An 18,167-nucleotide genomic window follows, 5' to 3' on the forward strand; every position below is an offset into this window, starting at 1 on the left:
TAACCTCACAGGTGAGGGAGGAGACACAACAGAATTCAGGCCTGATCGCTGGTCAAAGCCCGATTAGTTCCAAGCAGAATCTGTGCCGAACGCCGAAATGGATTCAAGAAACAGCGCTTCTGCGGAAGAAACTGTTTCAAGACAGGCACTTGGTACGACGCGTTTTTTTTGTACCTCCACGAGGCGCTGCGGGCCGGGTCGTGGTTGCTGCCATTTTTTACATATTCTCTTGTCAGAGGCGAATTCCCATGGATTAATCGATGCTTCTTAAAGGAGCTTCCATGACCCTCGCTCAATGGCTGCCGTTCGCAGTCACCTCCGCCATCCTCGTTGCGATTCCTGGACCGACCGTGTTGTTGGTCGTTTCCTACGCGCTCGGCCACGGCCGCAAATACGCGCTTGCCACGACGGCCGGCGTCGCATTGGGCGACCTCACATCGATGACCGCGTCCATGCTCGGACTTGGCGTGTTGCTCGCGGCATCGGCGGAATTGTTCATCGTCTTGAAATGGGTGGGCGCGGCCTACCTTGTCTATCTGGGCATCAAGTTGTGGCGCGCCCCGGTGATGGACACCGATGCCGTCAGCGCGCCTGCCGAGTTGCGTACGAGCCGGATCGTCGCTCACGCTTACGCGGTGACCACGCTCAATCCGAAAAGCATCATTTTCTTTGTCGCGTTCGTGCCGCAATTCATCGATCCGCATGTCGCGAGCATTTCGCAGATTGCGATCATGGAGGCGACGTTTGTCGGCTTGGCGGCGGCGAATGCGTTTGGCTACGCGATGCTCGCTTCGGTCGCGCGGAAGGCGATTCGGCGGCCACGCGTACAACGGACGGTGAATCGAACCGGCGGCGCGCTGTTGATGGGAGCAGGGGTGTTTGCGGCGGCTTGGAAGAAGGCCGTTTGAGGTGTGGGTGGGCGTCGTCACGACGCTCTAAACGCGACGCCCGAATTCACAAGCCAAGCCACCCATACTGTACGGCCATGCGCCACAGTCCCGCGATAATGATCACGGCAGCGATGGTCGCCAATGCTATCTGCCTTCGGCAGCGAATGGCTTGTTCGTCCTCGAGACCCTTGGGTTTGGCCATTTTGGGCTCCCTGCGTGGCTTCTCTACTGGGAATCCTACATCAAGGATCGCCATGAGCCATGCGACGCCTATTTTCCAATACAAAAGCGGCTGAAAATAACCCCTAGCAGATCATCGGAGCTGAACTCTCCGGTGATCGAATTCAACTGATCCTGTGCAAGACGCAACTCTTCGGCGAACAAATCGAGTGCTTGCGAATTCTGCTCTGCATGGTCCGAGGCAATCGCCAGATGTTCCCGCGCCGCGCGCAGCGCAATCAAGTGACGCTCGCGCGCCAGATAGATGCTCTCCGCGCCCGCCTGCCACCCGGCAATCTTGAGCAATTCGCTACGCAACAGCGCAATGCCATCACCCGTTTTCGCCGATAACCGCACGTCGCGCACGCCATCGCCAGCCGTTTCCGCCGATGCTTCCACGCCCGCCAGATCCGCTTTGTTCAGCACGCGCACGACCGGCACGCCCGCCGGAAAACGCGCCGAGATCGCGGCATCGTCGGCGCTCAGCGCCTCGCGCGCGTCCAGGAGATGCAGGACGACATCCGCGCGGCCGATTTCCCCCCACGTCCGCTCGATACCGATCCGCTCCACCTCGTCCTCGGTGTCGCGCAGGCCGGCGGTATCGATGACATGCAGTGGAATGCCTTCAATCTGAATAGTCTGCGTGACCTTGTCGCGCGTGGTGCCGGCAATCGGCGTGACGATGGCGAGTTCCGCGCCCGCCAACGCGTTCAGCAACGACGACTTCCCCACGTTCGGTTGCCCCGCGAGCACGACCGATAGCCCTTCGCGCAGCAGCGCGCCCTGACGAGCGTCGGCGAGCACCTTGTCGAGTAACGCACGGATGCGGGCGAGCTTGCCGCGGGCATCGGCGGCTTCCAGGAAATCGATCTCCTCCTCGGGGAAATCGAGCGTCGCTTCGACCAGCATGCGCAACGTGATCACGTCTTCCACAAGCGCGTGGATTTCGCGCGAGAAAGCGCCATCGAGTGAGCGGCCCGCCGAGCGCGCCGCGGCTTCCGTGCTTGCCTCGATCAGATCTGCTACGGCCTCGGCCTGCGCCAGGTCGAGCTTGTCGTTGAGAAATGCGCGACGGGTGAACTCGCCAGGTTCGGCCAACCGCACGCCGAAATCACGACCGGTTTCTACTGCACGTTGCAACAGCAGTTGCAGCACGATCGGACCACCGTGCCCCTGCAACTCGAGCACGTGCTCGCCGGTGTAGGAATGCGGCGCCGGAAAATACAGCGCAATCCCGCGATCGATCGCCTCACCGCGTGCATCGATAAACGGTACATAGCTCGCGTGCCGCGCATCGAGCAATTGGCCGCACAGCGCCAGCATTGCGTGTTTCGCCGCTGCCTCACCCGCTCGCCCGAACGACAGCCGGATCACGCCGATACCCCCACGCCCCGGCGCGGTGGCGATCGCGACAATCGGATCGGTATCGTTATTGGACATGGTTGTTTCCAGCGGAACGCGAATGAACGAGTGGCGGCATTGTAGCGTGGCGCCTTCGTTTCGCTGGGCCGCACGAGTCGCTAGGATGATTCTCAATTTATCTTATGTGGGATATGATCGGCTTTAGGAATGGCTGTCGGCGTGCATCGTTTCATTGCGTGAAAATGTGATCGGTATTGGGCCACGCCGATCAAGCGGTCATCGCGGCATTCCGACATTATTTTTCCTGTGCGCGCTAAAAATGAGAAAGATGCGCCATATCTAGCGTAGGCGGTTGACTCCGTCACAGCGTTTGCCTCGCACAATCGCGACCATGCCAACACCCACAGAGAAAACCGATTTTTCGGATCGGCTCAAATTTTCGATGACACGCGCGCCCGAGAAAATGCGCGGTGCAACCGATCTCGCTTTGCATTTCAATTTGCGTTATCACGGCGAACCCGTGTCGCCGCAAACCACGCACAAGTGGCTGACCGCGCGTTCAATTCCTACTACCGACAAACTGGCGACACTCGCCGAGTGGTTCAAGGTCGAGCAGCACTGGCTGCATTACGGACCGCCGCCAAGCGGGAATCCGCAAAGCGCGCCGAAGCCGATCATTCACGACGAAAAGTATCCGGCCTCGGAGGAGACGCTTGAGCTGGCCTCGAAGATCGAGGCGCTTTCGCCGCATCACCGGTATTTGCTGGAGGAGCTTATTGACCAGTTTTATGGGGCGGGCGGGAAACGATAAAGCGCATACATAAACATTCCACAGAAACAAAAACGCCCGGCTTGCCGGGCGTTTTCAATTCAATCGAAGGGTGAAAACCTAAGCCTTCGCCACCTTCTTCTGTCCCATCATGCGCGTGATGTAATACTGCTGCGCGATGGAAAGCACGTTGTTCACTACATAGTACAAAACCAGTCCTGACGGGAAGAAGAAGAACATGACCGAGAATGCCAGTGGCATGAACATCATCATCTTGGCCTGAACCGGGTCTGGCGGCGTGGGATTCAACCGCGTTTGCAGAAACATGGAAACGGCCATCAGTACCGGCAAAATGTAGAACGGATCGGCTTGCGACAAGTCGTGAATCCACAAGACCCACGGCGCACCGCGCATTTCCACCGATGACAGCAACACCCAATACAACGAGATAAATACCGGAATCTGCACAACGACCGGCAGGCAGCCGCCGAACGGATTCACCTTCTCGGTTTTATAGAGCGCCATCAGCTCCGAATTCATCTTCTGCGGATCGCCCTTATAGCGTTCACGCAATTGCGTCATACGCGGCGTGATGGTCTTCATACGTGCCATCGACTTGTAGCTTGCCGCCGACAACGGGAAGAACACGGCCTTGATCAGCAGCGTGAGCAGGATGATCGACCAGCCCCAGTTGCCCACATAGCTATGAATCTTCTCGAGCAGCCAGAACAGCGGCTTGGCGATAATCGTCACCATGCCGTAGTCCTTCACGAGCTCAAGACCCGGCGCAACGCCTTCCAGCATCCGCTCTTCTTCCGGACCGGCAAAAAGCCGCGATTGCACGTCGATAGTCTGTCCCGGCGCAATGGTCTGCAACGGCTGTTGCACGCCCACGCGATACAGCGCCGGATCGATCTTCTGCACGTAGATATCGCGCTTCGCACCCTGCTGCGGAATCCACGCCGACGCAAAGTAATGCTGCACCATCGCGACCCAGCCGTTATCGGCGGAGGGCGCAAAATCTTCCTTGCCCTTGTCGATATCGCTGAACGTCATCTTCTGGAAGTGATGCTGCTCGGTATAAACAGCCGGCCCAATGAACGTATGCGAGAAGCGCGGGGTTTCCACCGGCGAATCATCGCGCACGAGTTCCATATAGAGACGCGGCGTGACCGGCGCAGTGCCGACGTTCTGCACCTTCGTGTCCACACCGATCACATAGCTGCCGCGCGTGAACGTGTAGGTCTTGATGACCTTCACGCCACCCTTGACCGGCGACTCGAACGAGATGGACATCGTCTTGCCGTCACCCATCGCCGTCTGGCTGCCCGGTACGAGCGTGAAGACGTCGTTGTGGTTCGGGAAGTCGCCACCGAGCAGGCCCGTGCGCGCGAGATACGTGTGCGTTGCCGTGCGGTCGAAGAGCGTGATGTACAGATCCGGCTGCTTGCCGTCACCTTCCTTCACGAGCGACAGCTTCGACAGCGTGCCGCCGCGCGTATCGATCTGGCCGGAATAGACGTCCGTGGAGAAATTCACGAGTTGGTCTGCGGCGGATGCGGGTGCAGTCGAACCCGGTGCGGCCGGTGCGCCCGCTACGCCAGGCGTTGACGGCAAATCGGCGGCTTGCGTGCCCGGCGTCGTGGTTCCCGGTGCAGCGCTGCCGACCGTCTTGGTCGGGACGGCGCTCGGGAAGAACATCGACGGGCGCCCATGGTCACGTTGCCAGTTGTCGAACAGCATGACAGCCGACATGAAAAAGATGACCCATAGGACGGTACGTTTGATATCCATGCGTTGTCTCAGTGTCGATCGAAGAGCGCGTTATTGGCGCCGTGGTGGTTTGAACTTACTGAATGTGCCGGATCCGGCGAAGGATTCGGCACATCCGATGAGCTCGGGGCAGAGTCGTCGACTGGGTCGGCCGCTGACGCGCCATCCTGCTGAACGCAGCCGGCGGCGGACGGAGGCACGGGGACCAGATCGATGCCGCCAGCCGAAAACGGATGGCAGCGGCACAGACGTTTTGCTGCGAGGAATGAGCCACGCGCGGCGCCATGATACTGGATTGCTTCGCGCGCGTAGTCAGAACACGATGGGTAAAAGCGGCACCGGTTGCCGAGCATGGGGCTCACTGCAACCTTGTAGAAGCGTAATAAGGCGATCAACGCCGTTTCTGCCATTCGTGCCGTCTGCATAGAATTCGCGCTCGGGTCGACGCCGGACCAAGCCGGTGTACGCCTGAAGCGGCTCATGAGCCCGCAGGCGCGGGTGGGTCCTTGACGATGGGCGACGCTCCCTGCTCGCTTACACCTTCAGTACGCCGTGCTGCTTCGCGCACTGCACGGTCAAGCAGGCCGTCGATCTCTTCGCGAAATAACATGCGCAGCGGCGGCGATTTCGCGCTCGGCATGGCCTTGCGGTCAATTTTCGCATGCAGCCGCAGCAGGATATCCCAGCCGCCAAGCTCTGCACGCCGAAGCCGGAACGCCTCGCGCGCCAACCGCTTGATCAGGTTACGCGTCACCGCACGCGGCGCGAACTTCTTGCCGATAACCAGACCCAGTCGCGCCTCGTTGCCGGTCGGCTTGCCATACAAGACAAAATGCGGAGACCGGCGCCAAGGGCGCAAACGAAAAACGGATGAGTATTCATCCGTTTTCAGCAGCCTTGCGGCCTTGGGGAACGCGGCACTCGCTCGCAACTGACTGGTTTCCTGTCCGGAGCTGGTCGTGCTGCGCACCTGGCCGTCGCACACATCTGGGCGAGTGCCGGGGCGCGCCGTCAACAGCGACCTTATACAGCCAGGCGCTTGCGGCCCTTCGCGCGACGTGCGTTGATCACCTTGCGGCCGCCGGCCGTCTTCATACGGACGCGAAAGCCATGGGTACGCTTGCGGCGGGTGACGGAAGGTTGGTAAGTGCGTTTCATGTTGGTCTCACTTGGGTAAAAACGGACCGCCGGCCATACGTAAGCGACAAAAAGGCGACGTACCGGCCGGTGGTACAAGAATTCGGGTTTTGCGGAACCCGCTATTTAAACCGTTTTCCTATTGACCGTCAATAGGTTATGGGGCATGGCGAGCGGTTTTCGAAGAAGTCCACAGGCTTGGCGATTCAATAGGCCGCATGGTCCGTCCCTGTGGATAACTCGCGCCGCGGTTGCATTTGGCGTTAGAATCTCCGCTCAATCCGACGTAACCGCACGTTGTCCCGGTCCGCTGTACCGCCTGCAAAAGCATGGTGGACAAGGCTTTGGGGCACGCTTGCCCGCGCGCACCGGGCCTTGTCGCCAAGTGGCGGCGAGGGCGGCGGCAGGACCTGCGGTAAACCCTAACGACTGCATTCGATGAACGATTTTTGGCAACACTGTTCCGCATTGCTGGAGCGCGAACTCACGCCGCAGCAGTACGTCACATGGATCAAACCGCTGGCCCTGGTCGACTTCGATGCCGATGCGAGCACGCTGCGCATCGCCGCGCCCAATCGGTTCAAGCTCGACTGGGTGAAAAGTCAGTTTTCCGGCCGTATCGCCGATATGGCCCGGGAATTCTGGCACGTCCCCGTCGATATCCAGTTTGTTCTGGACCCAAAAGCGACCGCGCGCAAGGCGATGGGCGGCCTGCCCGCGTCGTCGGCGTCGCCTGCTTCATCCGTTACCGGCGTCGCGCCCGTTTCCCCGCCTGTGCAGCGTCCCGTGCCTCAGCCCGCTGAGAGAAGCAACGGCGGCCACGCGAACGCGAGCGCCCACATCAACGCGCTCGCGGCAGAAGCCGCGCAGCACGCGCGATCCTTGCAACATAACGATCAGGCCGATAACGGCGATCTCGACCTGCCGAGCCTCGATGCCAACGAAGCTGCCGTCGCGCGCCGGACATGGCGCCCAGGCGGCACGGCATCGTCGAATGGGGAAAACGATTCGGCTTACGAGCGCTCGAAGCTCAATCCGGTTCTAACGTTCGATAACTTCGTGACCGGCAAGGCGAATCAGCTCGCCCGGGCAGCCGCGATCCAGGTCGCCGATAACCCCGGCATCTCGTACAACCCGTTGTTCCTGTACGGCGGCGTGGGCCTGGGCAAGACCCACCTGATTCACGCAATCGGCAACCAGCTGTTGCAGGACAAGGCCGGCGCGCGCATTCGCTACATCCACGCGGAGCAATACGTGTCGGACGTGGTCAAGGCCTATCAACGCAAGGCTTTCGACGATTTCAAGCGTTATTACCATTCGCTCGACCTGCTATTGATCGACGATATTCAATTCTTCTCGGGTAAATCGCGGACGCAGGAAGAGTTTTTCTACGCGTTCGAGGCGCTAGTGGCGAACAAGGCACAGGTGATCATCACGAGCGATACGTATCCGAAGGAGATTTCGGGTATCGATGACCGGCTGATTTCCCGCTTCGACTCCGGCCTGACGGTCGCGATCGAGCCGCCGGAGCTTGAAATGCGCGTGGCTATCCTGATGCGCAAGGCGCAATCGGAAGGCGTGAGTTTGTCCGAGGACGTGGCGTTTTTTGTCGCGAAGCATTTGCGCTCGAACGTGCGTGAACTGGAAGGCGCGTTGCGCAAGATCCTGGCTTTTTCGCGATTCCACGGCCGCGAGATTTCGATCGAGTTGACGAAGGAAGCGCTGAAAGACCTGCTGACGGTGCAGAACCGGCAGATATCGGTGGAAAACATCCAGAAGACGGCGGCGGACTTCTACAACATCAAGGTCGCCGACATGTATTCCAAGAAGCGGCCCGCGAACATCGCGCGGCCGCGTCAGATCGCGATGTATCTGGCAAAGGAACTCACGCAGAAGAGCTTGCCGGAGATCGGCGAGCTGTTCGGCGGGCGCGACCACACCACGGTGCTGCACGCCGTGCGGAAAATTTCGGCGGAACGGGGCACGGACGCCCAGTTGAACCACGAACTGCACGTGCTCGAGCAAACGCTGAAAGGTTGAGCTTTCCGTGCTGTAGCGGCTGCTGATCAGGGTGCGCCCGGCCGTTTGCCGCCTGCGCCCAAAAGCGCCACAAAAAGCGTCAAAAAACGGGCCTGTTTATTGACGAAATTGCCCCCATTTTCAGGGAGCGGTCAGGTTTTGAGGCACAATACGGGTTTGACCGTCCAGCGGCGCTGGGCGGCGTTTTGGCGCAAGCCTGGCACGTGCGGGTGGCAATCGCTGCAAGCGCGTGACACGAGACCGTCCGAAGGTCATCCATGCGGTGGCAACGCTTCTTAAAAAGCGGTGGCAAAAGCGGGGGACACACGCGGCGGACGGCCGTCACATCAACGAAGGAACTCTATGCAACTGGTCAAGACCGAACGAGATAATCTCCTAAGGCCGCTGCAAACCGTGAGCGGAATCGTCGAACGCCGTCATACGTTGCCGATCCTCGCCAATTTGCTGATTACCAAGACTGGCGCCGACGTGTCGTTCCTCTCGACCGATCTAGAACTTCAGATCACCACGCGTGCCGATTTCGGCACCGGCAGCGATCAGGTCGCCACCACCGTAGCCGCGCGCAAGCTGCTCGACATCCTGCGCGCCATGCCGCCGGGAGAAGTGTCGCTCGATCTCACCGACAAGAAGCTGACCGTGCGCTCCGGCAAAAGCCGCTTTGCGCTTCAGACGCTTGCTGCCGATGAGTTCCCGACCGTTAACCAGGCGACAGAGTTCGGTGCGAGCCTGTCGGTTCCGCAAAAGACCTTCCGGCAATTGCTCGGCATGGTCCACTTCGCCATGGCGCAGCAGGACATCCGCTATTACCTGAACGGCATGCTGCTGGTGGTCGACGGCGACCAGCTGATGGCAGTTGCAACGGACGGTCACCGGCTCGCGTTTTCGTCGATGAAAATCGAGGGATCGTTCCCGCGCCAGGAAGTGATCATCCCGCGCAAGACTATCCTCGAATTGCAGCGCCTGCTTGAGGACATTGACGACTTGCTGGTGATCCACATTGCAGCAAGCCAGGTGAAGTTCACGTTTGGCCAGGTCGAACTCGTGTCGAAGCTCGTGGAAGGCAAATTCCCCGACTTTCAGCGCGTGATCCCGAAGTCGCACAAGAACACGTTCCTGATCGGCCGCGAAGAATTGCAGCGTTCGCTGCAGCGGGCTGCCATTTTGACGTCGGACAAGTTCAAGGGCGTGCGTTGCCTGATCGAGCCGGGCCAGTTGAAGATCATGTCGACCAACGCCGACCAGGAAGAAGCGCAAGAAGAGCTGGAAATCGCGTATCAGGGCGACAGCGTGGACATCGGCTTCAACGTCACGTATCTGCTCGACGTGCTCGCGAACCTGAAGATCGACATGCTGCAAGTGAGTCTCGGCGACGCTAGCTCAAGCGCCTTGATCACGATCCCCGAGAACGACGAGTTCAAATATGTGGTGATGCCAATGCGCATCTGACGCGGCCAAAACTAAAAACTTTCCAAGGGGCGCATTGCCCCTTTGGCATTTTTAAGGTGTTTCGAAAAGTCTCATGCAGCGACCGCGCAGCAACCCCGCAGTGACCGCTTAGTGACCGCGCAGTGACCCAGTAACGACCCCGTAGTGACGCAGAACCGGAAAAAAACCCATGACTGAAAACCCAATTTCGCAACCCGACAACGCTTATGGCGCATCCTCCATTCAGATCCTCGAGGGTCTGGAGGCGGTCCGCAAGAGGCCGGGTATGTATATCGGCGATACGTCGGATGGCACGGGTCTGCACCACCTCGTTTTCGAAGTGCTGGACAACTCCATCGACGAAGCGCTCGCCGGCCATTGCAACGACATCCACGTCACCATTCACGCGGACAACTCCATCTCCGTGACCGATAACGGCCGCGGCGTGCCGACCGGTCTGAAGCTCGACGACAAGCACGATCCGAAGCGCAGCGCCGCCGAGATCGTGATGACCGAGCTGCACGCGGGCGGCAAGTTCGACCAGAACAGCTACAAAGTGTCGGGCGGTTTGCACGGCGTGGGCGTGTCGTGCGTGAACGGCCTGTCCGAATGGCTGCGCCTCACCGTGCGCCGCGACGGCAAGAAACACTTCATGGAATTCCGCCAGGGCGTGGTGCAGAACCGCGAACTCGTGACGGAAGACGGCATTACGTACTCGCCCATGCCAGTTGTAGGCGACACGGAAAATCGCGGCACCGAAGTGCATTTCATGCCCGACGTGACCATCTTCGGCAACGTGGAGTTTCACTACGACATCCTCGCCAAGCGTATGCGCGAACTGTCGTTCCTGAATAACGGCGTGCGGATTCGCCTGACCGACCAGCGTGATGGCAAGGAAGACGATTTCGCGTTTATCGGCGGCGTGAAGGGCTTTGTGGAATACATCAACAAAGCGAAGCAAGTGCTGCATCCGAACGTGTTCCACGCGATTGGCGAGAAGGACAACGTCACGGTCGAAGTGGCCATGCAGTGGAACGACAGCTACAACGAAAGCGTGCTGTGCTTCACGAACAACATTCCGCAGCGGGACGGCGGCACGCACTTGACCGGCTTGCGAGCGGCCATGACGCGGGTGCTGAACAAGTACATCACCGACCACGATATCGCGAAGAAAGCGAAGATCGAGACGAGCGGCGACGACATGCGCGAAGGCTTGTCGTGCGTGTTGTCCGTGAAGGTGCCGGAGCCGAAATTCAGCTCGCAGACGAAGGACAAGCTGGTGTCGTCGGAAGTGCGCGCGCCGGTGGAAGACGTGGTCGCGAAGGCGCTGGAGGAGTTCCTGCAGGAGACGCCTATCGACGCGAAGATCATCACGAACAAGATTATCGATGCCGCGCGGGCGCGCGACGCCGCACGTAAAGCGCGCGAAATGACGCGGCGTAAAGGCGTGCTGGACGGCGTTGGTTTGCCGGGCAAGCTGGCCGATTGTCAGGAGAAGGATCCGGCGAAGTCCGAGATTTATATCGTGGAGGGTGACTCGGCAGGCGGATCGGCGAAGCAAGGGCGTGACCGGAAGTTCCAGGCTATTTTGCCGCTGCGCGGCAAGGTGCTGAACGTGGAACGCGCGCGTTTCGACAAGCTCATTTCATCGGAGCAGATCGTCACGCTGGTCACGGCGCTCGGAACCGGGCTTGGCAAGGACGATTACAACCTCGAGAAGCTGCGCTATCACCGCATCATCATCATGACCGATGCGGACGTGGACGGTGCGCACATTCGTACGCTGCTGCTGACGTTCTTTTATCGGCAAATGCCGGAGATTGTGGAGCGCGGGTTTATCTATATCGCGCAACCGCCGCTTTACAAGATCAAGGCGGGCAAGGACGAACGGTATCTGAAGGACACGCACGAACTGAATCAGCATATGTTGAAGCTGGCACTGCAGGGTTCGGAGCTGACTGCGGCTGAAGGCGCCACGCCGATTACCGGCGACGCTTTAGGTGAGTTGGCGCGCGCTTATCTGCTCGCACAAGCGGTCGTGGATCGTCTCAGCCGGTTCTACGACGTCAATGCGCTTGGCGCGGTGATGGATGGCATCGAGCTGGATCTGTCGACGCAAGAATCCACCGTGGCTTCGGCTGCCGCTTTGCAGGCCGCCTTGAGGGCCGATCCGTTGAAGCCGGAAGTGTCGGTTGAGCCGGCTTACGACACGGTGCGCGAGGTTCGGTCGTTGCATATCAATCGCCGGCATCACGGGAATGTAAAGACGTCGGTAATCGATGAAGACTTCCAGTTGACCGCGGATTACAAGCAATTGCAGACGACCGCAAATACGTTCAAGGGTTTGATCGGGCCGGGTGCCGTGATCAAGCGCGGCGAGCGTTCAATGGCGGTGACCGACTTCAAGAGCGCGATGAAGTGGTTGATCGCGGATGCCGAGCGTAACGTGACCAAGCAGCGGTATAAAGGCCTGGGCGAGATGAACCCGTCGCAGTTGTGGGAAACGACGATGGACCCGACCGTGCGCCGTTTGTTGCGGGTTCAGATTGAGGATGCGATTGCAGCCGATGGCATCTTCACGACGCTCATGGGTGATGACGTTGAACCGCGTCGCGCGTTTATTGAATCGAACGCGTTGCGGGCGGGGAATATCGATGTTTGATGGTGGCTGTCGTCGTCGCCAGAGTTGCAGGGAAACGGAATTAGTGAGACTGGGGCCCTTTTGGTGAGACTGGAAAAACAGAAATCGTGAGACTGCCCGGACTCAGGCGGAACGTTGAATTGCAGTGGGCGGCAGCGAGGGTCGGGGGCCGTAGGCGGGAGCAGCCTGCCACACGGCGCTGACAGCTCTTCCAAAGTCAGATATGGCCGACACGGTTGACCGTAGCCGACCCTCTCCGGCCGTTGGAGCCAGCGCGACGTGAACGGCGGCTTCTGAGGTCCAGCGGTCATTCGTGCACGCGTGCTTCCCGTCAAGTCATCGGCCGCTCCGGACGGTCGCGAATCGCGGGCGGCGGCCGACCAGCACCGTGACGGGAACGTCCGCGAAAGTGTTGAGCGGCAAGTGGCCTTCGCATCTTGGCCGCTATGCAACGATCGCGATCGCCCACCATTGAGCCTTTTCCTTCACGCCAACCGCTACCGCCGGTCCCGGCCATTTACGACGCGCATCCTCCAGGACTTCATGCCGCCTCAACAAGAAGGACTCGCTGTCAAGTTTGAGCTTCGCTCTGGCGAGGATTTCTGGTACCAGCGGCGCACATTCCAGGCTACTGGAACCCCACCGGACCAAGCCTTCGATGGTCAGCGATAGACTACGACCCCTACCCCCACTAAACTGTTTCTGAGTTTCTGAGCATACAACCCATTGCTGCAAAAGGGATTTGAAAACCCTGATCTCCTTTGACCGTCGATCTTACCGTCAACAATCGCCACTCGTGTTTCTGGGCATGCTCAGGTAGGTCGTCAACCGTAAGAGGAAACCTTCCATCTGACGCCCTCAGCTGCTTCCCTCTTCGATACCCTTGCGAAGCAAAGCGTCCGAAATCGCCGCGAGTGCATCAGCAAGCCGTCTTACCGTGTCCGGTGGTGGTAGGGGCAACTTGAGGCTGCGTGCGCCTGTGGCTGGGTCGCGTTCGACCCACGGGTGGGTGGCGGTAGCCCCATCGTCCGACGCGCTCAGCGCTGATACCAGTTCCACGCCGAACTGCAACAGCCCGGACCAGGGCTCGGCACTCCCGTCTCGTGGCGCTGTTTTGATGACGGAGGCTTTTGGTCGGGTCCCGGCATCGCCGTTCGTTTCCACAGTTGCCGCGTTTTCCCTCAATTCGTCGGATGCAGCAGCGACATTGACCGCCTCTTCCATAGGGGCCATTGCCTCGCCCTTTCCCATGCGGCCTGTGACGTTTTCCACGTCCTTCATGAAGCGGTTGAGACGTGAGCCCCCGAGCGAAATCTCGCCTGCGCCGCCGTCGAGGATGCCCGCCGACAGGGAGCGCTTAAACGACAGCACCGACAGCATGCCCTCCTCGATCGTTCCCTTGGAAACGTAGTTGACGATGTGTACGGGCTTCCGCTGCCCCATGCGGTGGATACGCGCGATACGCTGTTCAAGCACCGCCGGATTCCACGGCAGATCCATGTTCACGAGCGTCGAGGCATGTTGCAGGTTGAGCCCCGTGCTGCCCGCGTCCGTCGACAGGAAGACGCGGCAGTCCGGATCGTTGCGGAAACGCTCTACCAGCGCAGGCCTCCTTTCCGAAGGCACGCCGCCGTGGAAGCTAACATAACCGATGCCGAGTTTCTTGAGCCGGCGAATGACGATTTCATGAGTCCGCGTCCATTGGCTGAACACCACCGCTTTCGCTTCCGGCTGGACGAAGAGACCCTCAAACAACGCCGCCAACTCGTCAGCCTTGACGCCATGGTCGGTTTCCTGGTCCAGAAGATAGGTGCTGTTGCACGACATGCGCATGTTCTGCATGGCGCAGGTGAGTCGTCGCTGGTCCTGGTCCGACAGAAACTTCGTTTTGCGCCAGCGCTGGACAATTTTGGCCACGACGTCCGCGTTTTCCGTGTGATGGGCCATCTGCATCTCGGTCATCGGTACCAGCAGGTCCTGGTCGGTACGGTTCGGCAACTGAAGCAGCACCTCGGACTTGCGCCGGCGGATCATGATCGGCGCCAGGGTCTGGCCGATCTTCTCAAGTCTGGTGTAACCCGTCACACGTCCGGATTCGTCCTTGACCTGATGCTCATGCAGCAGCTTCCAGGTGGGTCCGAGGCGATGCTGGTCGACGAACTGGACGATGGAAACGAGTTCTTCCAGCTTGTTTTCCAGTGGTGTGCCCGTCAGCACAACGGCATAAGGACTGTCGATGCGCTTGAGTGCTTTCGCCGCGATGGTGTTCCAGTTCTTGATGCGCTGCGCTTCGTCCACGATCACAAGTTCCGGTGCCCATGCGGAGATCAGGTCAAGGTCGGATTTCAGCTTCTCGTAGTTGGTGATCTTGCAGAAATCTTCCTCCGCGTATTCGTTCTGCCTCTGGACGAGGCTTCCAGCGACGACTCGCGACGCGCGGCCGGAGAAGCGAAGAATTTCGCTTTGCCACTGATATTTGAGCGAAGTCGGGCAGACCACGAGTACCTTCGACACCCCGAAATGACGCGCTAGAATCTCCACTGCCGCAATCGCCTGAATGGTCTTGCCCAAGCCCATTTCGTCGCCGATCAAAGCACGCCCAGCGCGCACTGCAAACAACGCGCCTTCGGCCTGATAGGGATAAAGCGGCACCTTGAGTAGCTTCTTCAGCAGAGGATCGGCAGCGCCACGCGGGAACATGTCGTCCAGCGCCGTGGCGCGACGCGACGCATCGCTCCGGCCGGCGACGAAATTGAGCGCGTCGTCGTAAGCGCGCAATTCGTGACCTGTCTTCGCCGCGTCGGCGAGAAAACGTCCCAGTTCGTCGAAACGAACCTCCGGTATCCGCCAATCATGAGATACGTCGAACAACACCGCGGCGGCCTTCGCCACCTTCGCCGGACAATCTGTACCGGCGCGAAAATGGATCGTTCGCTCACCGCCGTTTCGCAGATACAGTTCCGAAAACGCAGGCTGGTAGCCGCGGGCAAAAGCCGCCTTCGCACCGCGTTTTTTTGCCAGTCTGGCCAGCGTGAATTCGATATGCTTGCAGGTACCCAATTCGTTGGTCGCATAGTCGGGACAGGCGCAGAAGTTCTCGCCCGGCTGTGTCCCGCGGATCGCCACACGATAATTGGATTTCGACTCCGGATTGCCGACGCGAAACTCGGAGAAAAACGGCTCCGTCCCGAGATTCTCCAGCCCGAACACCTGCTCGCGCCCAAATTGCCGCCGCAAGGCGCGCTGCCAATCGGCGGTAGTCATGTGATCCGGGGCTTGGGTACGAGAAAGCTTCGGGGCTTTAGCCGTCTTTGCAACATTGCGCTTGCTTTTCATTACTTCCGCGTAATCATGGTTGATAGATACCAGCCTCGTCGACTCCGGCCCGGCATATTTCTTCGTGCGCAACTCTTCGAGCACCTTGTCCTTCTGCTTCCACGCATCACCTTTGATCCGGACTATCCGTTCCGTCCACCGCGCTAGGCCGCAAGTTCCCGCCACTGTCACCACACTGCATGAGTGCAAATACGCAAGCTTGGCCGTTGTCGCTCAGCGGTGTCGGTCCTGGACTTGCCATGCGCTAACGCCGCACCGCCAAAGCATCCTGTCCATAGAGGATCTAACGAGGCTACGCCTCAGAGCCACGAGTGGTATTGATGACTGCGTGACGCTCGAGGTGCAGGGGCAGCTCCGATCGAGCCAGCTGGGACAAGCCCAGGAATGTACGAGCTCGAAGCTCAATGGGGGTCTGAACACCCCGTGGACTACCGGAGCCAGACATGACGCTATCACAGAGTGTGTGCGATGTTCTAGGGGACCACGTCGTGCTCTAGAGCGGCGCAGCGACCGGATGTACCTGGGCGTGTGCGTGCAGCAGTTGCAGCGTGTAGGTGGCGTGGTGTGATACCTGCGCGGCCATCTCGGTCAGCGCTTTGCCTCGGCGGCGACAGTGGCGCCCGGGACCGTGACTTTCGTGGCAAGCATCGGGAAGTCAGTACCACGAGGAGGGCCGGGCGCTCCGTATCGAGACCACCATCAACGACACCCGCGACTTCATCGTGGCACGACTGCTGCGCAACTTGCCCGAGTTGCGCAGCATCGGCTTTGCCGCCAATCGGCGCATGCTCGAGATCGAGCAGATCAGCCACGACTACGCATTGGGCGAAGCCGCGTTCCAGGACCTGCAGCGTCCGCGCAATGTTGACGGGCAGCGTGCTGCGGCACCGCGCTTTGCCGACCCGAAGGTCCAGGTCCTTCTGCATGGGTTGGTGATGTTCGTCTTCGTCGCACGTGGCTTTAGCAATCAGGACCTCCGGCAAGCCTACGCCGTGCTGCTGGGGCTCGCTGTGGGGCGCGCTGCGCTGAAGCGGACGTTCGCATCACCTGATGAGTTCACCGCGCGACCGTACGCTCCTCGGCCGACAACGCGACTGACATGATTCGCGCACGAAGGTCCGTTGTCCGGGCGGAGCCGACGTTCGAACGTCCGAGTGAAAGCGTGGGCCAACGTCCGCAACTGGCCGACAGAGACGAATAACCAACGCCGCTCGACGCCGGCTGTCGACCAGCACGGAACTTCCGTAGATGAAGATGCTAGTGGTCTGCGTCAAACAGATTGCATCTTATTCAGTTTGGCCCTGGCACGCGTGACTTTCGCGAGGATGTCGGAGGCTTTTGCTGTCCAGATGAATGGTTTCGGATGATGATTGTGCTTCTGCAAGTACTGTTCGATCGTGCCAACCAATTCGGGTACCGAGCGGAACGCCGCGCGTCGCAACTGGTTCACTGATAAGTCACGAAAGAAGCGTTCGACCATGTTGAGCCAAGAGGCACTGGTGGGCGTGAAATGCATGTGGAATCGCGGATGCTTGGCAAGCCACGCCTGTACTTCGAGGTGCTTATGGGTTGCATAGTTGTCAACGATCAAATGCAGCTCCTTGTCCTTGGGTGTGTTGCGGTTAATCGTACGCAAGAAGCTCAGCCACTCCTGGTGACGATGTTTTGTCTGACACTGACCAATGACACTGCCATCGAGCGTGTTCATCGCGGCAAACAGCGTCGTCACACCATTGCGCTTGTAATCGTGCGTCATCGTTTGAGCGCGACCCCGCTTGAGCGGCAAGCCCGGTTGGGTCCGGTCAAGCGCCTGGATCTGGCATTTCTCATCGCAGGACAGGACCAAGGCATGCTCCGGGGGATCGAGATACAGCCCGACGATGTCTTCGAGTTTCTCGGCGAAGTGCTTGTCATTCGATACCTTGAAGCTCTCTAACCGATGCGGCTTGAGGCCATGCGCATGCCAGATGCGTCGCACGCTCGCCTCGCTTATGCCGGCCACCGCTGCCATGCTGCGTGTGCTCCAATGCGTCGCATTATCCGGACGCTGCTGCGTCGTCAGTGCCACAACGCTCCTGACCTTTCGCGCGGAGATTTGCGGCTTGCGCCCGGGTCGCGTCTCATCCCGCTCGATTCCCGTCACACCGTCAGCTATAAAGCGAGCGCGCCAGCGTGCTACTGTGCCTCGCCAGATAGCCAGGTCCGCACCGATCTCTTTGTCTGTCTTGCCCTGCGCTGCGAGCAAAATCATCTTGGCGCGCTCAGCCAGTCGAACCGGAATCGTCCGGCCAGTAGCCCACGTCTTTAACTGTTTGCGCTGTGCTTCACTTAGCTCAACTTTCGCCGCGATTCGCATGAGTTCTCCCTCCGTATCAAGGAGACTCGTAAATCGCGATTAAGTTGCATTATTTGTGACGCACTACACTAGCGACGTTCGAATCTCCGCGCAGCGACGTGCGCGGACGGCGGAAAGTGGCCGGGTACCGCCTGACGTGGTCGGCGCATAACGACCCGAACGCGACATTTCGCAATCTCCGAAAGCGGTCGTTCAAAGCGTCGCGGCAATGTCGTAAAT

At 59.6% G+C, this 18,167-nt stretch carries 14 protein-coding genes; 6 read left to right on the forward strand and 8 right to left on the reverse strand.

Going from position 1 to position 18,167, the window contains the following annotated elements; translation table 11 throughout:
* The first annotated feature begins 281 nt into the window (after window positions 1–281).
* Window positions 282–908, forward strand: a complete 627-nt coding sequence (locus ACSQ83_RS08370; RefSeq protein WP_436227805.1) for a LysE family translocator — start codon at window positions 282–284, stop codon at window positions 906–908.
* A 46-nt stretch (window positions 909–954) separates the two neighbouring features.
* Here the strand turns inward: ACSQ83_RS08370 and ACSQ83_RS08375 are convergent, their stop codons facing one another.
* A complete protein-coding gene (locus ACSQ83_RS08375; RefSeq protein ID WP_414947717.1) occupies window positions 955–1,092 on the reverse strand; it encodes a hypothetical protein in 138 nt (45 codons plus the stop codon).
* Window positions 1,093–1,160: 68 nt separating this feature from the next.
* The gene (mnmE, locus tag ACSQ83_RS08380; RefSeq protein ID WP_436227806.1) at window positions 1,161–2,549 is read right to left on the reverse strand and encodes a tRNA uridine-5-carboxymethylaminomethyl(34) synthesis GTPase MnmE; all 1,389 of its coding nucleotides are present in this window, start codon (window positions 2,547–2,549) and stop codon (window positions 1,161–1,163) included.
* Window positions 2,550–2,862: 313 nt separating this feature from the next.
* On the opposite strand from mnmE, the gene ACSQ83_RS08385 reads away from it, so the two are divergent.
* Window positions 2,863–3,282 (forward strand): transcriptional regulator, encoded by a 420-nt coding sequence (locus tag ACSQ83_RS08385; protein ID WP_436227807.1) that lies wholly within the window; start codon window positions 2,863–2,865, stop codon window positions 3,280–3,282.
* Window positions 3,283–3,360: 78 nt separating this feature from the next.
* Here ACSQ83_RS08385 and yidC read toward each other — a convergent pair whose 3' ends face one another.
* From yidC to rpmH, 4 genes are all read right to left on the reverse strand, one after another.
* Window positions 3,361–5,034 (reverse strand): membrane protein insertase YidC, encoded by a 1,674-nt coding sequence (gene yidC, locus ACSQ83_RS08390; protein ID WP_436227808.1) that lies wholly within the window; start codon window positions 5,032–5,034, stop codon window positions 3,361–3,363.
* Between the two features lie 8 nt (window positions 5,035–5,042).
* Complete coding sequence (gene yidD / locus ACSQ83_RS08395; protein ID WP_414947713.1) at window positions 5,043–5,423, reverse strand: membrane protein insertion efficiency factor YidD; 381 nt, start codon at window positions 5,421–5,423, stop codon at window positions 5,043–5,045.
* A gap of 68 nt (window positions 5,424–5,491) precedes the next feature.
* Window positions 5,492–5,983, reverse strand: coding sequence for a ribonuclease P protein component (gene rnpA, locus ACSQ83_RS08400; protein WP_436227809.1), 492 nt, complete (start codon window positions 5,981–5,983; stop codon window positions 5,492–5,494).
* A 53-nt stretch (window positions 5,984–6,036) separates the two neighbouring features.
* Window positions 6,037–6,171, reverse strand: coding sequence for a 50S ribosomal protein L34 (gene rpmH, locus ACSQ83_RS08405; protein ID WP_006998755.1), 135 nt, complete (start codon window positions 6,169–6,171; stop codon window positions 6,037–6,039).
* A 417-nt stretch (window positions 6,172–6,588) separates the two neighbouring features.
* Here rpmH and dnaA point away from each other — a divergent pair, with 417 nt between their 5' ends.
* The 3 genes from dnaA (at window position 6,589) to gyrB (ending at window position 12,277) form a co-directional block, all read left to right on the forward strand.
* Window positions 6,589–8,190 (forward strand): chromosomal replication initiator protein DnaA, encoded by a 1,602-nt coding sequence (gene dnaA / locus ACSQ83_RS08410; RefSeq protein WP_436227810.1) that lies wholly within the window; start codon window positions 6,589–6,591, stop codon window positions 8,188–8,190.
* Window positions 8,191–8,532: 342 nt separating this feature from the next.
* Window positions 8,533–9,636 (forward strand): DNA polymerase III subunit beta, encoded by a 1,104-nt coding sequence (gene dnaN, locus ACSQ83_RS08415; RefSeq protein WP_436227811.1) that lies wholly within the window; start codon window positions 8,533–8,535, stop codon window positions 9,634–9,636.
* 169 nt (window positions 9,637–9,805) lie between these two features.
* Window positions 9,806–12,277: a DNA topoisomerase (ATP-hydrolyzing) subunit B gene (gene gyrB / locus ACSQ83_RS08420; protein ID WP_414947710.1), complete on the forward strand. Its 2,472-nt coding sequence runs from the start codon at window positions 9,806–9,808 to the stop codon at window positions 12,275–12,277.
* Between the two features lie 837 nt (window positions 12,278–13,114).
* Here the strand turns inward: gyrB and ACSQ83_RS08425 are convergent.
* On the reverse strand, window positions 13,115–15,676 hold the full coding sequence (locus tag ACSQ83_RS08425) for a DEAD/DEAH box helicase (protein ID WP_436227812.1): 2,562 nt from the start codon (window positions 15,674–15,676) through the stop codon (window positions 13,115–13,117).
* Window positions 15,677–16,314: 638 nt separating this feature from the next.
* Between ACSQ83_RS08425 and ACSQ83_RS08430 the strand changes: the two genes are divergently transcribed.
* The gene (locus tag ACSQ83_RS08430) at window positions 16,315–16,695 is read left to right on the forward strand and encodes a hypothetical protein (RefSeq protein WP_436227813.1); all 381 of its coding nucleotides are present in this window, start codon (window positions 16,315–16,317) and stop codon (window positions 16,693–16,695) included.
* Window positions 16,696–16,862: 167 nt separating this feature from the next.
* On the opposite strand, the gene ACSQ83_RS08435 is transcribed toward ACSQ83_RS08430, so the two are convergent.
* Window positions 16,863–17,948 (reverse strand): IS630 family transposase, encoded by a 1,086-nt coding sequence (locus ACSQ83_RS08435; RefSeq protein WP_436227814.1) that lies wholly within the window; start codon window positions 17,946–17,948, stop codon window positions 16,863–16,865.
* Window positions 17,949–18,167 lie beyond the last annotated feature (219 nt).

The sequence above is a fragment of the Caballeronia sp. LjRoot29 genome, assembly GCF_964252755.1.
In the GTDB taxonomy this organism is placed as follows: Bacteria; Pseudomonadota; Gammaproteobacteria; order Burkholderiales; family Burkholderiaceae; genus Caballeronia.

Bases quoted from the DNA above. Each gene is read 5' to 3' on its own strand.
- ACSQ83_RS08385 (WP_436227807.1), top strand. From the start codon at position 2,863: ATGCCAACACCCACAGAGAAAACCGATTTTTCGGATCGGCTCAAATTT.
- rpmH (WP_006998755.1), bottom strand. From the start codon at position 6,171: ATGAAACGCACTTACCAACCTTCCGTCACCCGCCGCAAGCGTACCCAT.
- gyrB (WP_414947710.1), top strand. From the start codon at position 9,806: ATGACTGAAAACCCAATTTCGCAACCCGACAACGCTTATGGCGCATCC.
- ACSQ83_RS08370 (WP_436227805.1), top strand. From the start codon at position 282: ATGACCCTCGCTCAATGGCTGCCGTTCGCAGTCACCTCCGCCATCCTC.
- yidC (WP_436227808.1), bottom strand. From the start codon at position 5,034: ATGGATATCAAACGTACCGTCCTATGGGTCATCTTTTTCATGTCGGCT.
- ACSQ83_RS08435 (WP_436227814.1), bottom strand. From the start codon at position 17,948: ATGCGAATCGCGGCGAAAGTTGAGCTAAGTGAAGCACAGCGCAAACAG.
- ACSQ83_RS08375 (WP_414947717.1), bottom strand. From the start codon at position 1,092: ATGGCCAAACCCAAGGGTCTCGAGGACGAACAAGCCATTCGCTGCCGA.
- mnmE (WP_436227806.1), bottom strand. From the start codon at position 2,549: ATGTCCAATAACGATACCGATCCGATTGTCGCGATCGCCACCGCGCCG.
- dnaN (WP_436227811.1), top strand. From the start codon at position 8,533: ATGCAACTGGTCAAGACCGAACGAGATAATCTCCTAAGGCCGCTGCAA.
- yidD (WP_414947713.1), bottom strand. From the start codon at position 5,423: ATGGCAGAAACGGCGTTGATCGCCTTATTACGCTTCTACAAGGTTGCA.
- dnaA (WP_436227810.1), top strand. From the start codon at position 6,589: ATGAACGATTTTTGGCAACACTGTTCCGCATTGCTGGAGCGCGAACTC.